Below are 14,958 nucleotides of genomic sequence, written 5' to 3'. Positions count from 1 at the left end.
GACCATTTTCATAATATTTTTCAAAACATTATGTGATAAATATCATATACAATCCACTTATCATCTAATAACATAGCTATTATCCTTACCAACTTATTGAAGGAGATGAGAGATGATGGTTTATGGAGAAACATCCATAGTAGAAAATGGATTAACATCTGTAATGTGGAAAACGGTATCAGAGGCTTGTAATCTGGCTTGTGATTATTGTTACTATAGTCAATGTAACGGCATGCCAAAACAAATAAGTAAAATAGATGATAAGGTATTAGAGAAATTTATTATAGAATATATGAATATATCAAACGGTTTTGTAACTTTTATCTGGCAAGGTGGGGAACCATTATTAGCAGGATTAGATTTTTTTAAAAAAGTTGTTCATTTGCAAGCAAAACATGCACCCAATAACACCGTTATTAGTAATTCCATTCAGACAAATGGTACTTTAATAAATAAAGAGTGTGCAGAATTTTTCAAAAGATATAACTTCCTAGTTGGTGTTAGCATAGACGGTCCAGAAGATATAAATGATGCCCGACGTGTTATGGGTTCTGGCAAAGGAAGTTACAAAAGAATCATGCGAGGAATCGAGCACCTAAAAGAAGCAAAAGTAGATTTTAATATTTTGACCGTTCTGCACGAAAATAATATTTCAAGAGCAACGGATCTCATGAATTTTTACCAGGAACATAATTTTCCCTTCGTTCAATTCATTCCTTGTATGGATTTTAAAGCACAAGATATAAATCAACCTGGTATATTTCTAATTACTCATAAGGAATACGGAGATTTTCTCTGTGAAGCCTTTGATGTTTGGTATAATGAGGGTAACCCTGACATATCTATACGCTTCTTTGATAATATGCTATCTGCTTACCTCAATCAACAAGCAGGATTATGTACTCATCGAGAATCATGCCCTAAACATCTTGTATTAGAACAAAATGGCGACGCTTATCCATGTGATTTCTTTATCCACGAGGATTACCGCTTAGGTAACGTTGGGATAGATTCTCTTGATAGTCTTTTAAATAACAAATTGATGGACAAATTCTTGTCACTAAAACCCAATTTACCTAAGCAATGTACATCTTGTGAATTTCTCCACCTATGTCACGGGGGGTGTCCTAGAAACCGAATACGAGATAATAATGAGGTGGATGTTGAATACTTTTGTGAAAGTCATAAGCAAGTATATAAATATGCACATAATAGATTGTTAGAAGTTGCATCCAAGATAAAAAAACAAAGATTAATTGAACTTGTTCAAGCTGGTTATCAATTACCTAAGAGAAACGATTATTGTATTTGCGGAAGTAAAAAAAAATACAAAAAATGTTGTAAACCTTTATTGATACAAAATGTCTAATAAATAATAAATATGCTTCAATAAATAACTTTGTTCCAAATCAGAGTACCATTAGTACACAACTTTAATTTTATACATCTTAGATCTGTTTAGAAATTTCAAAACAGCCTTTTTTATAGCCATAATAAAGTTTCGGAGGTTTTCCTTCTATCAACTTCTATATTTCATTCGTTACATATAGCATTATTGAAACCTCTTATATTTTCGTACGATTTATAATAAAGCTCTATAGCTTCTTGTCGTTCTTCTGTTGATTCAATGATTTCTTATGCTTCTTTTTGATAAGCCATTGTTTCGTTTGTCCATACTTGAATTGGCTCGTGATTATCTGTGTATTGCTGCATTTCTTCTAATCTACCTTATTATCGATATCACTAATAAAACCCATGAAAAGTGCTATATACTGACCTTCTGTTGGCTTTGGCTTTTCGTCATTGGCTTCATAAGTTCTAGCCACCATTTTTTGTTTTTCGATTAAATTGATATCCATTTTCATAATAAACAAGGTTACCTTCTGTTTTTATTATCCCTTTTTCGCGCAACTAATATTTTTTTATAAGTGTTGCTATTTCACGTTCTTGGCTTAATAATTCTATATTGTATTTTTCTTTTTCTTTTTCTTTTTCGTATGCTTCCACATCTAATGCTTCGGGTGATTTTTCACCTCTTTCAATCTCTTCTAACTTTTCGTCATTTCGCACAATTATCTCATCAATTTTGCTCGTTTCGTTCGTGTCATTTGGGGTTACGCTTTCCTTAGTTGACACCACATCTGTATTTACACTCACAATAAATACCAAAGCACTGATCGCTGAAACAAAAAAAATTTCCATTAAAACGATCATGGGAGCCATATACATATATTCTGTCACCAAATACATAAGGCTCTCCATCCGGAATATATTCATACTGGGTAAATATGGATTAAAAGACATTTTACCCATCCTTTTCAACCTTCCTTGCATAACATCTACGTCCTTCAATTAGCGAAGTTTCTAATCTAATCTCACCTAATAATTCATCAAAACAATAGCAACCAAAGTTAGAGGGGGATAAACATATAGTTGGTTCACCTTGCCATAACTTGAATGGATAATAAAGATATATATAAGTAGACTAAGGTGGCGATAATCTACTATTTTTAAAACCGCAAGATAGTATCAAAGTTTTCACGCTTGTAACTCAACACCGATTTAAGAAATCACTTTACACCTGAATCGATTGCCAATCGAGGAGGTGACGTTGTGAGTTTCGCATTTACTCCTAACGGCACACCATAATTAGGTTCACAATGACCGATGTAAAAATTCTCAACTACCGGGAAAGGAGCATCAGCGAAAAAGTCTTCAAGCACTTTCTTAATCTTCACATATTCTTCTGGATCCTCTTGGAAGTTACCAAGAACAACACCTTTTACAGCATCAAAAACAGCTGCCTGTTTAAGGTGTGTAAGCATGACATCAATTCGAAACGCAGGTTCTTGGACCTCCTCAATAAGTAGGATCGCCTCATTTGCATTCACTTGAAAAGGCGTTCCCAATCCATTAGTTATTAGCGTGAGATTCCCTCCAACTAAACGCCCTTCTCCTTTACCATGAGCTAGTGTAATGAGGGGCGATTTGTGAGAATCATAGATTAGAGTTTCTCTAGTGAATAAAGGCAAAAACGAAGATTCTGTCTCAGCTGTTCTTTCTTCGTCATTCAAATCGGATGCCACCATTGGTCCGTGGAATGTAACCAAGTCACTGCATTTTTGAATTGCATTATGTAGATAGGTAATATCACTGTATCCCCAGAATATCTTAGGGTTTTTCTGTATCATTTCATAATCAATCATAGGAGCAATTCTTGCTGATCCAACTCCCCCATTCGCACAAAAAACCCCGTTGATAGCAGGATCACTAAATGCATCATGCAAGTCAGTAAATCTCCTTTTATCTGTAACTGCAAGGTCTTCCTCTACATCAAACACATGTCGTCCAATAACTACATCAAGTTCCATTTTCTCTAAAACACGTATTCCTTGTTCTAGCTTTTCTCTGTCCGGTGCTCCAGCCGGTGCAATAATTGCTACCCGATCACCCTTTTGTAATGCAAATGGTTTAATCATAAACTTTCCTCCCTTTACTTAATACCTCTTGAAATTATGTCAGTAGTCTAATCCAATACCTTTTTAGCGTATTATTTTTTTCATCAATAAAATCTTCATCACTTATTCCACCGTTATTTACTATCACTTTATTCGATGCGATATTAGCAGAATTACAAACTAAAAGGACCTTCTCTAAATTCATATCTTTAGCTTTTTCTAATGCTAACGAAAGGATTTGAGTAGCATAGCCATTTTTTCTTTTTGAGGGTCTAATACCATATCCTATATGACCGCCAGCATTTAATAACGGCTCTGTTAGACGATGGCGAATATTTACGACACCAATCAACTCGTGATGATCTACTAACCAATAAGTAGAACTTTCCGGTATCCAAATTTCGGATGGTTCTATTCCTTTTTCACAGTCAGATAAATAGTTAAGCATCGATTGAAAATCCGCCGGTTCTTTTCTTATTACGAAAGGTATCATTTCTTCTTCGCTTTTCTTCCACTCTTGATAAAAATCATTATATTGCATTTTCAATTCTATTGTTGGTTGTACTAAAAGCATTTATGAATTAATTCCCCTTTTTTTAAATCATCATCTCACTTCTATTAAACTGCTATCTATTTCTGTAATTGACATATTATCTGTTTTGAATTTTGTCATTTCTTCAAATGGCGTATTTGTTAGATAACATTGCAAACACATAATAACTGCACTATGTGTTACAATCAAAATATTTTCTTCATTACTATCAACTATTTTTCTTAACGTTTTTAAAACACGCATCAACATTTCTTGGTATGACTCTCCTCCTGGTGGTTTGGTGTTTCTTCGATTTTTATACCATTCACTAAATTCTGAAGGATACACTTTTTGTATCTCAGCCCAAGATAAGCCTTCCCATTCTCCGAGATTAATTTCTTCTAAGCCTTTAATCTCAATACATTCAGTCTTAGTAGTGTCACTTAGTATTTTTGCCGTTTTAGTAGCCCTTTTTTGATGACTTGAATAAACCTTTGAAAATGAATAGTCAGTCTCAACTATTTTTTTACTTAATTCTTCTGCTTGTGAAATCCCAGTTGAATTAAGTTCAACATCTTTACTTCCCTGAATCGTACCAACTATATTCCAATCTGTTTGTCCATGTCTAATCAAGTATAGCTTCATTATAGTGCTCCTTTAACATTTCTTTATAAATACACTACCTTATTTAATAAGACTTTAATTTAAAAAATAGCTTCTTACTTCTTTCCAGTTATTCACTCTGTAGTAGCCTGTTTCGTATATATTATAAGGTGAATTAAATAAAATACCTTGACCCTTAAAACGTTTAAAGTGCTTTGGATTATCGTCAATCAGATAATCTGCATCAACAATACTTTTATCACCACAAAACACAAAATGATTCGGATTCAAAAAACTAAAATGTTGTTTTAACCATTCATATTTTGCCGAAAAAGATGTAGGTAATTCCATAGCAGCTGTTACAATAAAAACTTCATAGTATTGGGTTAATTCCTTTAACACTTCTTGACTGTCTTCTATTACACCTAAATCACGAAAAAAATTAGGTTCATTTAATATACTAATAATTTCTTCTTCTAACTGAGGCCGTATTTCAGTTAAGTATTTTCCTCGTAAGTCTTGCATTGAAATTCTCTCATCGTATCTTTTATTAAAAATTTCTAAATGCTTAGACAGAGGATCAGCTAGTACATCATCCATGTCTACTGCTATTCTGTTCACAATAGGAAGCCCCCATAGATTATTTCTCAATTAATTATTAAATCTGAAACACTATTTATATCTTACACAAAAGGAATATATCCCTTTAATATGCAGTCTATAATTATCACCCAATAATCGGTATTTGTTTCTTTGATAATAAATCATCTATTAGCATTTTATGTTCTGTAAATATACATTCTGGTAGTTCATCAAGTGAATAAAATTTATTCTGTAAAGATTCCTCGTTACTTTCAACTAACTCTCCACTATATTTTTTACAAATAAATGATATAAGGACCAGTGATACTTGATCACCATTAGAAAAAGTCTTATCATATTGAGGACCAGAATAAATCCCAAATAACTCAAGTTCTTCTAATAAAAGTCCTGTTTCTTCGTACACTTCCCTTTTGGCTGTACCTTGTACACTCTCTCCTAAATCCATAAATCCACCAGGCAAACCCCATTGTCCATTATCAGAGCGTTTTTGCATTAGCACTCGATTTTCTCTATCAAAAACAAATGCTCCTGAAACAACCATAATCACCTTCTCATTTCCAACCATTGACCTTAAATGTTGTATGTAATCCATTAAATCACTCCCCATATTATATAGTTTGAATTAATACACCTAAAGTTAAAGAATTATACTCAATAGTGAAAAAGCGACTGTTCTATATTGAACAATCGCCTTATTAGTTGTAAAGATTTACTCAATAGAATTTTTATAATAAATTAAATTATCTGTCCATCTTCCAAATTCAAAAATAAATCCTTTTCTTGTACATTCATATTCCATCCCCACACTCTCTGCTAGATTGAATGAAGCAAAATTGTCTAAATTGATGTGGGCCTCTATCCGATGGAATTTTAAATGGTCAAAAGCAATATTAAGCGCTTCTTTTACTGCTTCTTTACCGTACCCTTTTCTCCAATATTGATTATGGTTTGAGTATCCTATCCTTCCCCATTGGAAATCATCTCTTGCTAAGGTTGAAAAATCTATCATACCTATGTGTGTAGCGTCTTCTTTTCTAAATACACCAAATACGTGAGCAGTATCCGTAAGTGCTAATTCTTGATGTTTATCTACGAGATTATCGAACCATTCCTCTGTACATGCGCTCATATCTATTTTTCCTTTATCATGGCGATATTGCGTCGGATAACGGTTTTCAAATTCATTTAACCAATTTTTATAATCAGATTTCTCTAAAGGTCTTATTACTAATCTCTCTGTTTCTGAGCTTACTTCAAATATTTCTTCTTTCAATTTCAATTTGACATCTCCTCTGCATATACTTTTTCCAAAAACCAAAACCTACTTGTTTATCATGATTTAGTTTATATGCCATAAGACATCACACCTTTCTATATGTAATATAAATACCATACCATTATTCATTAAACATTTAAACTAAACTGTAACTTTTTAGGTGATTATTTTTCGTGAAATTTGGTATTTTATGTTAATATATAGAAGAAAGTGTTTACGATTAACAGTTAGATTTGTTTGTTCGAGAAGGTAAGAAAATAATATTAAATAGTTATATGATTATTTATTCAACAAGATTGGAGGAACACTTAATGGAAGATTGTTTAATTTGCACTAGGATTAAGATGATTAAAAAAGGCACAAATAAATATTTTGTTAAAGAGCTTGAGACAGGATATGTTGTTATTGGTGATCATCAATATTTCAAGGGTTATACACTGTTCCTTTGTAAAGAGCATCGAAGTGAACTACATGAATTAAATAACGACTTTAAAGAAAAGTTTCTTTTAGAAATGAGCAGAGTATCAGAAGCAGTACATAGAGCTTTTAAACCACTAAAATTAAATTATGAGCTTTTAGGTAATAGTGATCCTCATATGCATTGGCACATTTTCACTAGAAGCGAAACAGAGTCAAATCCAACTCACCCCGTTTGGTGGACACCTAGAGATCAAATGTATGCTGAAAATATAAAACCCAATGACAAAGAACTAGAAAGATTAAAATCCGTTTTATTGAGTGAGCTGGATAACCTTGTACTGTGAATGAGATATATTTTACTTAAACTATCTCAATAAACAGTAATTGACCAAAATAGTATAATGGGGGAATTAGATTTGAGAATTTTAATATTAGGTGCAACTGGATTTCTAGGATCAACTTTATTTGGTTTAGCAGAAAGTTTAAATCATACCGTACTAGGCACTTCAAGACATATGAATGAAAAAGCGAATATAACTCAATTGGACATAACAGATGAAGATGCTGTAGAACAAATTATCCAAGAATTTCTTCCAGATGTAGTTGTATGGTCATTATTAAGTATGAACGAAGAAGATGTGCTAATAAAATTTGGCCTATCAAACCTTATTTTGGCAATAAGTTCACAAACAAAACTTATTTTCATTTCTACTGATGGTGTTTTTGCAGGAGGAACAGGGGGATATAAAGAATCTGATAATCCAATTCCAATAGCTGAAGAGGCGCCTTTAGCTACTTACATCAATTCAAAAATATTAGGTGAAAAGAAGGGTCAAAATAACCATCCAAAGTACATGATTATTCGTACAGGTCCTCTTTATGGAAAGGATTTAAATCAAAATATTGAAGAGCGAACCCAAAAAGTAATCAAGGAAGTCGAGGAAAAAGGGTTCTTTCATGCAGCCACAAATATGTATCGAACATTTGTAAACATTGAGGACCTTTCAAAAGTCATATTAGAACTTTCTAATATAGATTTTAACGGAATTTTACATGTAGGACCATTGCAAAAAGAAAGTTACTTTACGTTTTATAAAAGGCGTCTAAGAAGGCTCGGTTATGATGAAGCTGTTATAAAACCATCCACGATAAATTCAAATGAAAACCCATATATACTATTGGATACTTCATTAAACACTCTAAAAATAAATAATTTGCTTAAATCACCATTTAGCATTTTAATATAAATTATAAATGGATTAATAGTAAATTGAATCGGTTACACTAAATTGGCCCATAGAGTGTAACTGATCCATAAACTAATCTAATAATTCTAATCACTATTTTCATCTATCATATTTTGCCAGAATACATTCACCTTTTCTTTTTTCTTTTTGGAACAGATCATATATATTTTCCGCTTTGGTATTTCTATTTTGGGTTTATATAACACAGAAGAAATCAAACCTTCTTTCTCATACTTATCAATAATACTATTCAACATAAATCCAATACCTTCACCCTTTAATATAAGTCGTAAGGCGACCCCTGTATGATCAACTCTGTAACGCATTGTTTCATTTCTTCCTATTTCTTCTTCAAACCATTCAGAAAAATCTGATCCCCAATTATAATGAATAAACGGAATATCACTTACAAAGTCTGATGTTAATGTATTTAATTTTGCAACTAATTTTGTTGAACCAACCAGCGATATTGATTCTTCTCTAATATTATAGACGTTAAAAAACGAAGAATAAGGTGGATTATACACAAATCCAACATCTATTAAACCGTATTGGATCTTCTCAATAATATCCTTTGAATGACCAGTTATAAGTCTTATTGCAGTGTTGGAATAAATAGATTGATAATTGTTAATATGGTCAAAAATAGGTGTATCCCAGAGAGAATTCAAGCCGCCTATTACTAAGCTACTATTATAATTGGACTTTATCCTCGTCGCTTTAATAGCTTCATTCATTATCTCTAACGTTTGTTTAGCATAGGATAGAAATGTCTTACCTGCATCCGTAAGCTCCAAATTTCGAGTTTTCCTTATGAATAGCTTTTTCCCAACTTCTTCTTCAAGTAATTTTATCCTTGCTGTAACAGTAGATTGAACAACATTCATTTCATCTGCTGTTCTTGTGAAATTCTTGCTGTTTGTAAGAGATACATATGTTCTTAACTGTTCAAAGTCCACTCGCCATCACCCACTATTAATTAATATTTTCGATTAATTCTATTAAAATAATTCGTTTCTATAATCAATTATACTCCATTACTATGTAATAGAGGAGTGATTATGTGACTAAACAAACTTATATACTTGCATTTCTAATTTTTATTCTTTCGACCGGTGGATACACTGCGATGCCTTTATTTCCTTTACTTACAAATATCCATAATATTACGCTGACCCAGGCCAGCACGTTAACAGCCACTTATATCTTCACTCAAAAAATAACACCAGTGTTACTTGGCCCACTAGGGGATTATTATGGATATAAACGAATATCTATTTTAGGAGAACTGATTAGAGGTTTTGGTTTTATAGGAGTAGGCTGCGTTTCTAATTACATATCATTGTTAATCTTTTCTTCCTTAGCAGGATTAGGCGGAGGATTTTCAGGTCCTTCTTTACAATCTCTTCTAATGAAAAGTTCAAAACATACAGATAGAGCAAAAGTTTCCTCTATCAGAGCAAGCGCTACAAATGCTGGCTTACTTTTAGGCCCTATTATTGCAGGTATTGTAATATTAAATGGAAACTATAACTTTATTTTTATTTCTGCCGGTTCCGTTTATCTATTTGGAGCATTCTTATTGATTGCTTTTGTTGTTAACCCCAAGAAAGTTTATAATTCTAATAGATTGTCTCTTCAGCATTTCAAAGAAGCGTTCTACAACAAAGGCTTTTTACAACTAATGATCTTTATGCTTATGTTTTATATTTTATTTGCGCAATTATTTGTAACAATGCCCGAATACGCAAAAACATATACAGACCAAATACAATTACTGTTTCTTATTAATGGAATTACAGGCTTAGCATTACAATACTTTGTTGGTTTATTAATAAGTAAATATGCTAAACCCAAACTCTTCATTAATGTTGGTGTTTCACTGATTATTTTAGCATTTGTTATATTAACTTTATGGCATACCTTCACTATGTTACTTGTTAGCATAATCTTATTTACAATCGGTGAAATCTTTCTGTTACCTATCATGGAAATGTCTATTGCAAATTTTTCCGATAAATCTGGAAATATGGGACTTTATTTTGGCATTAGTAAATTATCAGATGGAATTGGTAGATCATTTGGCAGTATAATGGGTGGTTGGTTACTTTACAGTTTTCAACCTGCTTTAGTTTGGTTAACTTTTACTATTCTAAGTATTTTAATTCTTCTCTATTTCCAAATAATTTTCAGTAAAGTTTTTCAGTATAAATAACTTATTAACAATACCATTTAATCCTTACTCACTTTTTTGTATAAATAATGGAGATTTCATAAGTTATTATTGTGCGTAATGGAAACAAGAGACAACCGAATAAAGACAAGGGATTCGCATGAAAAAGACCCTGAATTCGGAAATGTTTATTTTCACGAAATCGGGGTCTTAATCGGAAATGTTTATTTTTACTGGGTGGTTTCTATTTTAACTTCACAATTTTTGTACCAAAATATTAAACACCTCCGAAATCCCCCCCCTCAAACCCGCATTCCACCGTTACAGTTAAAATAAAGTTTTCCGACAGAACCCCTATTTCCACCCTTTTTCGTTTCAAAAATGACCGTTTTTCGCCGCTTTTTCGCCTGTTTTTTCACCTTTTTTCGTCAGTTGAAATAAAGTTCTCCGAGAAAAGAAGGAAGAGATAATCGGGAAAAGACTGACAGGACAAGGGATAATAGAAAAAAGACCCTGAATTCGGAAAAGTTTATTTTCACGAAATCGGGGTCTGCATCGGAAATGTTTATTTTGGCTGAGAAATTACTATTTTAACTTCACATAGTAGATAGAAGAGTTTTAGAGAGAAGAGAGAAGATAAATGGAAAAGTAGCTAATTCTCAATTGTCTTAGTAGCTCTTTTTAAGTTACCATTTACAATCCTATTTACATATGAACTTTTTAAAGAGAAGATGGAAATTTATTAAATCAAAACCAATAAAACAAAAAACTCTACCAAAGTTAAGCAGAGTTTCGTTGATCTTTACTATTCTCCAATTCCTACCTCGACTTTCACCTATCTTAGCCACAATCCAACGAAGAAAAGTATAACAATATGCACAGGGTAGAAGATGTAAAAAAAGTATTTCAATCCAATTCCCCTTTTACCGTTATACAGTAATATTAATGGCAATGCAAAAATCATCATCCACTGGTCGTCTCCAAACGGAACTAATAGACTTAAGATCGCTACCCTCATAAGTTCTACTTTTTGAATAACTAAAAAAATAACGACACAAAACAAAATATAACCAACTGCATCCTTTATTTTATCACCATCTGCAAAGTAAAATATCACACCTAATATAACAAAGAGGATACTCCCTTCCATTAATAAAACGTTCCCTAATACTGATCCAAGAAAATGGTATGTTGAATCTACGCCGGCCGGAACAAACAGTTTGTACTTCTCAATTATAAGGTAGAATAAAACACTAGAGATGGGTTGCCATGCAATAAGCAAAAAGAAAGATTTTATCTTCCTGTTTTCTAATAAGAGTAGTAAAAATACGATGAAGAAAAATAGAGAAAAAATATTATTCGTAATATAATAATCATTAACTGGAATTGCACCCGTTCTAACGAGTGTGTAACTGTTCATATTTATAAGTAAGTTAACTAAAGCCATACCTACATTAAAAAGATATAAACGTATAAGGTACTTTCTCTTGTTCGAGGTATTTTTATAACCCACCACAATGCAATAAACAAAAACAGGAGCAGCGATTCTCCCTATCCACCGAAACCATTCCGGAGTATCAGGGATAAAGTAACCGATATGGTCGATAAGCATGGCAATAAGTGCTATGATTTTTAATTTAGTATTAGTCATTATTATACTCCTTTAAACCTTGTCAAATCATAAATAAAACGCCGATATCGGCGTTTTATTTATGTTAAACATTAATTCTAATTATGAAAAACCGTTTCCTTATCTTTGTACGTATCCGTCAAAATTGCTAGGGGCATCGAATTTCAAAAAGTAGTTTTATTTATGATTCAAATCACTTGGATAAGCGTATTTAGTTGTCTGTGAGAGTTAATTATAGCATGCAGTAATACCAATATTTTTAATTTACTGTAATATTTATGTAAATAAAATTCAAAATACTACATTAAACCAATTCATTTGTATCTAACTTAATAAAAAAACTCCACTCATTAGATGAGTAGAGTTCTACTGTTAATTATACTTACTGGTCTTAAAACAAAAGATCGTCAAAATCAGGAAAATACCGGCCTGAAAAACACCCTGAATTCGGAAATATTTATTTTTACTGAGTAATTTCTATTTTAACTTCACAACAATTTTAATTCGAGCAACGCAACTGCCTCTACATGCATTGTTTGTGGGAACATATCAACGGGCTGTATTTGTTTTGTTTGATATCCACCATCTTCTAGAATACGGAGGTCACGTGCCAATGTTGATGGATTACAGGATACGTAGACAATACGCTTTGGTTGCATTGTAGTCATTGCTTCTAATAATGCTTCTTCGCACCCTTTTCTTGGGGGATCGACCACAATAACATCCGGTTTTAACCCTTGTGCTGTCCACCAGGGCATAATCTTTTCAGCTTGTCCAACAACAAACTCTACGTTGTCCATTTGGTTTAGCTTCGCATTGTTTTTTGCATCTTCAATTGCTTCTGGTACAATTTCAACGCCATAAACTTTTTTTGCTTTTTGTGCAAGGAATAACGAAATAGTACCTATACCACAATAGGCATCTATTACTGTTTCGCCACCAGTTAAATTAGCATATTCTAATGCTTTGTCATACAACTTTTTAGTTTGTGTAGGGTTTACCTGGTAAAATGACTTACCGGAAATAGCAAATTTAATATCACCAATTTTGTCATAAATATATGCTTCGCCCCACAATAATTTTGATTCTTTTCCTAGAATGACATTTGTTCGTTCTTTGTTAATATTGTGGATGATAGATTTAACATGTGGATATGTCTCATGTAACTCCTTAATTAATTCCTTTTTATGCGGTAGCTCTGCCGTTCTTGTCACGATTACAATCATTGTTTCGTTCGTTGCTTCACCTGTACGAACCATAATATGACGTAAAATTCCACGATGCGATTTCTCGTCATAAGCAGAAATACCATGTCGATCAGCAATGCTTCGTACTGCTTCTACCATGCGGTCATTTACTTCTGAGGTAATAATGCAGCGATCCATCTCGTCAATAATTTCGTGGCTTTTTTTACGATAAAAACCAGTAATCAATCCGCCATTTTTCTCTGCAACTGGGATTTGAACCTTATTACGATAGCGCCATGGGTCAACCATACCAATTGTTGGATGCACAATAACATCTTGGATATGTCCGACTTTTTTCAAGGAGTTATTTACTTGATTTCGTTTCATATCGACTTGCATCGTGTAACTCATATGTTGGAGCTGACAGCCTCCACATTGAAAGTAAACATTACAAGGAGGTTCAACTCGTTCACTGCTTGTTTTTTCTAATTCAATTAACTTACCTATTGCGAAGTTTTTTTTAACTTTAATTACTTTAACTTTTGCTGTTTCATCTGGTAATGCATATGGAACAAACAATGGATAACCATTGATCTTACCTACACCATTTCCTTCATGCGTGATGTCTTCGAAGTGAAGAGTAATTTCTTCATTTTTTTTCACTGGGACTTGTTGCTTTTCCAATTTATATCATCGTCCTTTATTTATCTACTGTGGTCAAAGTTTATCATAAGTTAGTCATTTTAAGAAATGGAGTTGTACTTCAAGAGGTCATTATCGACGGCGTTTTGCAATATTTCCTGGGAAATAAGCTATTATGACGAATAATAGTATAGTCTGCAAAAAAAAGAAAGAAGATCTGCTACTACTAGCTATCTTCTTTAATGAATGACTCGGGTACAAAATATTCAATATGTCGATATAAGTTGGTGAATTCTCCTGGTAGTAAACCACCGAATTCTCCATCAATATTTAACTGCATTTGTTCTTCGGTATTTATCTTAATCTTACTTGCACGTGTGTAAAAAATTCGGTCATCTTCTAGATGAGCACCACGTAATGCTAAAGAAGCAATTCGTACAAATTCTGCTAAATTTGTTTTGCGTAATATTAGTAGATCAAACAAGCCATCATTCATTTTGGCAGATGGAGCTAGTTTTTCAAATCCACCAACAGAATTTGTATTAGCCACCAAAAAGAGCATGATTTCATCTTCAAATAGCTTTCCATCATGTTCTATTTGTACTTTAATAGGCCTTAGCGATGGCAGCATTTCAATACCTTTTAGATAGTAAGCTAATTGACCGAGCATCGTCTTTAATTTACTTGGTACATCATAAGACAATTCAGTTAATTTCCCACCACCAGCAATATTCATGAAATATTGATCATTTACACGTCCAATGTCTAATGGAATGGAGTGATTCTCTAGAATAACATCCACCGCTTTATGAATATTTCTTGGAATAGAAAGTGCTCGACAGAAATCATTTGTTGTTCCAACTGGAATAATACCTAGTTTTGGTCGATTTGGTTGCTCTGCCATTCCATTAATCACTTCATTAATCGTCCCATCTCCACCAGCTGCCACAATCACATCGTAAGCCCTGTCAACAGCTATTCGTGCTGCTTTTGTCGCATCTCCTACACCTGTGGTTGCATGAACAGAGGTTTCATAACCTGATTCTTCAAATCTTCTTAACACATCAGGTAACTCTTTTTTAAAACCCTCTCGTCCTGAAGTTGGGTTATAAATAATTCGGGCACGTTGCATAATGAACCCCCTTTTTATGTTACTCTATCTATCTTTAGAATAATGTCTTTTTTCA

16 protein-coding genes and 1 pseudogene are annotated in these 14,958 nt (G+C 32.9%); 4 read left to right on the top strand and 13 right to left on the bottom strand.

Annotated features, from left to right (window positions below; all coding sequences use genetic code 11):
• The first annotated feature begins 115 nt into the window (after window positions 1-115).
• The gene (locus tag DM447_RS03170) at window positions 116-1,369 is read left to right on the top strand and encodes an anaerobic sulfatase maturase (protein ID WP_112182636.1); all 1,254 of its coding nucleotides are present in this window, start codon (window positions 116-118) and stop codon (window positions 1,367-1,369) included.
• Window positions 1,370-1,718: 349 nt separating this feature from the next.
• Here DM447_RS03170 and DM447_RS18225 read toward each other — a convergent pair whose 3' ends face one another.
• From DM447_RS18225 to DM447_RS03130, 9 genes and pseudogenes are all read right to left on the bottom strand, one after another.
• Complete coding sequence (locus DM447_RS18225) at window positions 1,719-1,859, bottom strand: hypothetical protein (protein ID WP_162632552.1); 141 nt, start codon at window positions 1,857-1,859, stop codon at window positions 1,719-1,721.
• A gap of 52 nt (window positions 1,860-1,911) precedes the next feature.
• A complete protein-coding gene (locus DM447_RS18800; RefSeq protein WP_162632550.1) occupies window positions 1,912-2,136 on the bottom strand; it encodes a hypothetical protein in 225 nt (74 codons plus the stop codon).
• 40 nt (window positions 2,137-2,176) lie between these two features.
• A pseudogene (locus DM447_RS18795) lies at window positions 2,177-2,313 on the bottom strand (family 43 glycosylhydrolase); the annotation flags it as partial.
• A gap of 257 nt (window positions 2,314-2,570) precedes the next feature.
• Window positions 2,571-3,479 carry a S66 peptidase family protein gene (locus DM447_RS03155; RefSeq protein ID WP_112179864.1) on the bottom strand — a complete coding sequence of 303 codons (909 nt, stop codon included), beginning with the start codon at window positions 3,477-3,479 and terminating at the stop codon, window positions 2,571-2,573.
• 34 nt (window positions 3,480-3,513) lie between these two features.
• Complete coding sequence (locus DM447_RS03150) at window positions 3,514-4,032, bottom strand: GNAT family N-acetyltransferase (RefSeq protein ID WP_112179863.1); 519 nt, start codon at window positions 4,030-4,032, stop codon at window positions 3,514-3,516.
• A gap of 30 nt (window positions 4,033-4,062) precedes the next feature.
• Window positions 4,063-4,635 carry an alpha-ribazole phosphatase gene (gene cobC / locus DM447_RS03145; protein ID WP_112179862.1) on the bottom strand — a complete coding sequence of 191 codons (573 nt, stop codon included), beginning with the start codon at window positions 4,633-4,635 and terminating at the stop codon, window positions 4,063-4,065.
• A 54-nt stretch (window positions 4,636-4,689) separates the two neighbouring features.
• Entirely contained in the window at window positions 4,690-5,193 is a 504-nt protein-coding gene (locus DM447_RS03140; RefSeq protein WP_162632687.1) for a 5' nucleotidase, NT5C type, read from the bottom strand.
• Window positions 5,194-5,320: 127 nt separating this feature from the next.
• Window positions 5,321-5,788 (bottom strand): NUDIX hydrolase, encoded by a 468-nt coding sequence (locus DM447_RS03135; RefSeq protein ID WP_112179860.1) that lies wholly within the window; start codon window positions 5,786-5,788, stop codon window positions 5,321-5,323.
• Between the two features lie 117 nt (window positions 5,789-5,905).
• Window positions 5,906-6,475 carry a GNAT family N-acetyltransferase gene (locus tag DM447_RS03130; RefSeq protein WP_198663140.1) on the bottom strand — a complete coding sequence of 190 codons (570 nt, stop codon included), beginning with the start codon at window positions 6,473-6,475 and terminating at the stop codon, window positions 5,906-5,908.
• 308 nt (window positions 6,476-6,783) lie between these two features.
• Here DM447_RS03130 and DM447_RS03125 point away from each other — a divergent pair, with 308 nt between their 5' ends.
• Both DM447_RS03125 and DM447_RS03120 read left to right on the top strand, forming a co-directional pair.
• Complete coding sequence (locus DM447_RS03125) at window positions 6,784-7,236, top strand: HIT family protein (RefSeq protein ID WP_112179859.1); 453 nt, start codon at window positions 6,784-6,786, stop codon at window positions 7,234-7,236.
• Between the two features lie 72 nt (window positions 7,237-7,308).
• The gene (locus DM447_RS03120) at window positions 7,309-8,139 is read left to right on the top strand and encodes a sugar nucleotide-binding protein (protein ID WP_157967340.1); all 831 of its coding nucleotides are present in this window, start codon (window positions 7,309-7,311) and stop codon (window positions 8,137-8,139) included.
• Window positions 8,140-8,225: 86 nt separating this feature from the next.
• Here the strand turns inward: DM447_RS03120 and DM447_RS03115 are convergent, their stop codons facing one another.
• On the bottom strand, window positions 8,226-9,098 hold the full coding sequence (locus tag DM447_RS03115) for a LysR family transcriptional regulator (protein WP_112179857.1): 873 nt from the start codon (window positions 9,096-9,098) through the stop codon (window positions 8,226-8,228).
• A 104-nt stretch (window positions 9,099-9,202) separates the two neighbouring features.
• Here DM447_RS03115 and DM447_RS03110 point away from each other — a divergent pair, with 104 nt between their 5' ends.
• Window positions 9,203-10,354: an MFS transporter gene (locus tag DM447_RS03110; protein ID WP_112179856.1), complete on the top strand. Its 1,152-nt coding sequence runs from the start codon at window positions 9,203-9,205 to the stop codon at window positions 10,352-10,354.
• Window positions 10,355-11,147: 793 nt separating this feature from the next.
• Here DM447_RS03110 and DM447_RS03105 read toward each other — a convergent pair.
• The 3 genes from DM447_RS03105 to DM447_RS03095 all read right to left on the bottom strand — a co-directional run bounded on the left by DM447_RS03105 (window position 11,148) and on the right by DM447_RS03095 (window position 14,903).
• A complete protein-coding gene (locus DM447_RS03105) occupies window positions 11,148-11,963 on the bottom strand; it encodes a TraX family protein (protein WP_112179855.1) in 816 nt (271 codons plus the stop codon).
• A 467-nt stretch (window positions 11,964-12,430) separates the two neighbouring features.
• Complete coding sequence (gene rlmD / locus DM447_RS03100; RefSeq protein WP_112179854.1) at window positions 12,431-13,813, bottom strand: 23S rRNA (uracil(1939)-C(5))-methyltransferase RlmD; 1,383 nt, start codon at window positions 13,811-13,813, stop codon at window positions 12,431-12,433.
• A 184-nt stretch (window positions 13,814-13,997) separates the two neighbouring features.
• Window positions 13,998-14,903: a diacylglycerol kinase gene (locus tag DM447_RS03095; protein WP_112179853.1), complete on the bottom strand. Its 906-nt coding sequence runs from the start codon at window positions 14,901-14,903 to the stop codon at window positions 13,998-14,000.
• Window positions 14,904-14,958: the final 55 nt, after the last annotated feature.

The sequence above is a fragment of the Paraliobacillus zengyii genome (genome assembly GCF_003268595.1).
Taxonomy (GTDB): Bacteria; Bacillota; Bacilli; order Bacillales; family Amphibacillaceae; genus Paraliobacillus_A; species Paraliobacillus_A zengyii.
Note: the sequence above shows the minus strand (reverse complement) of the source record. Positions and strands in the feature narration are given on the sequence as shown.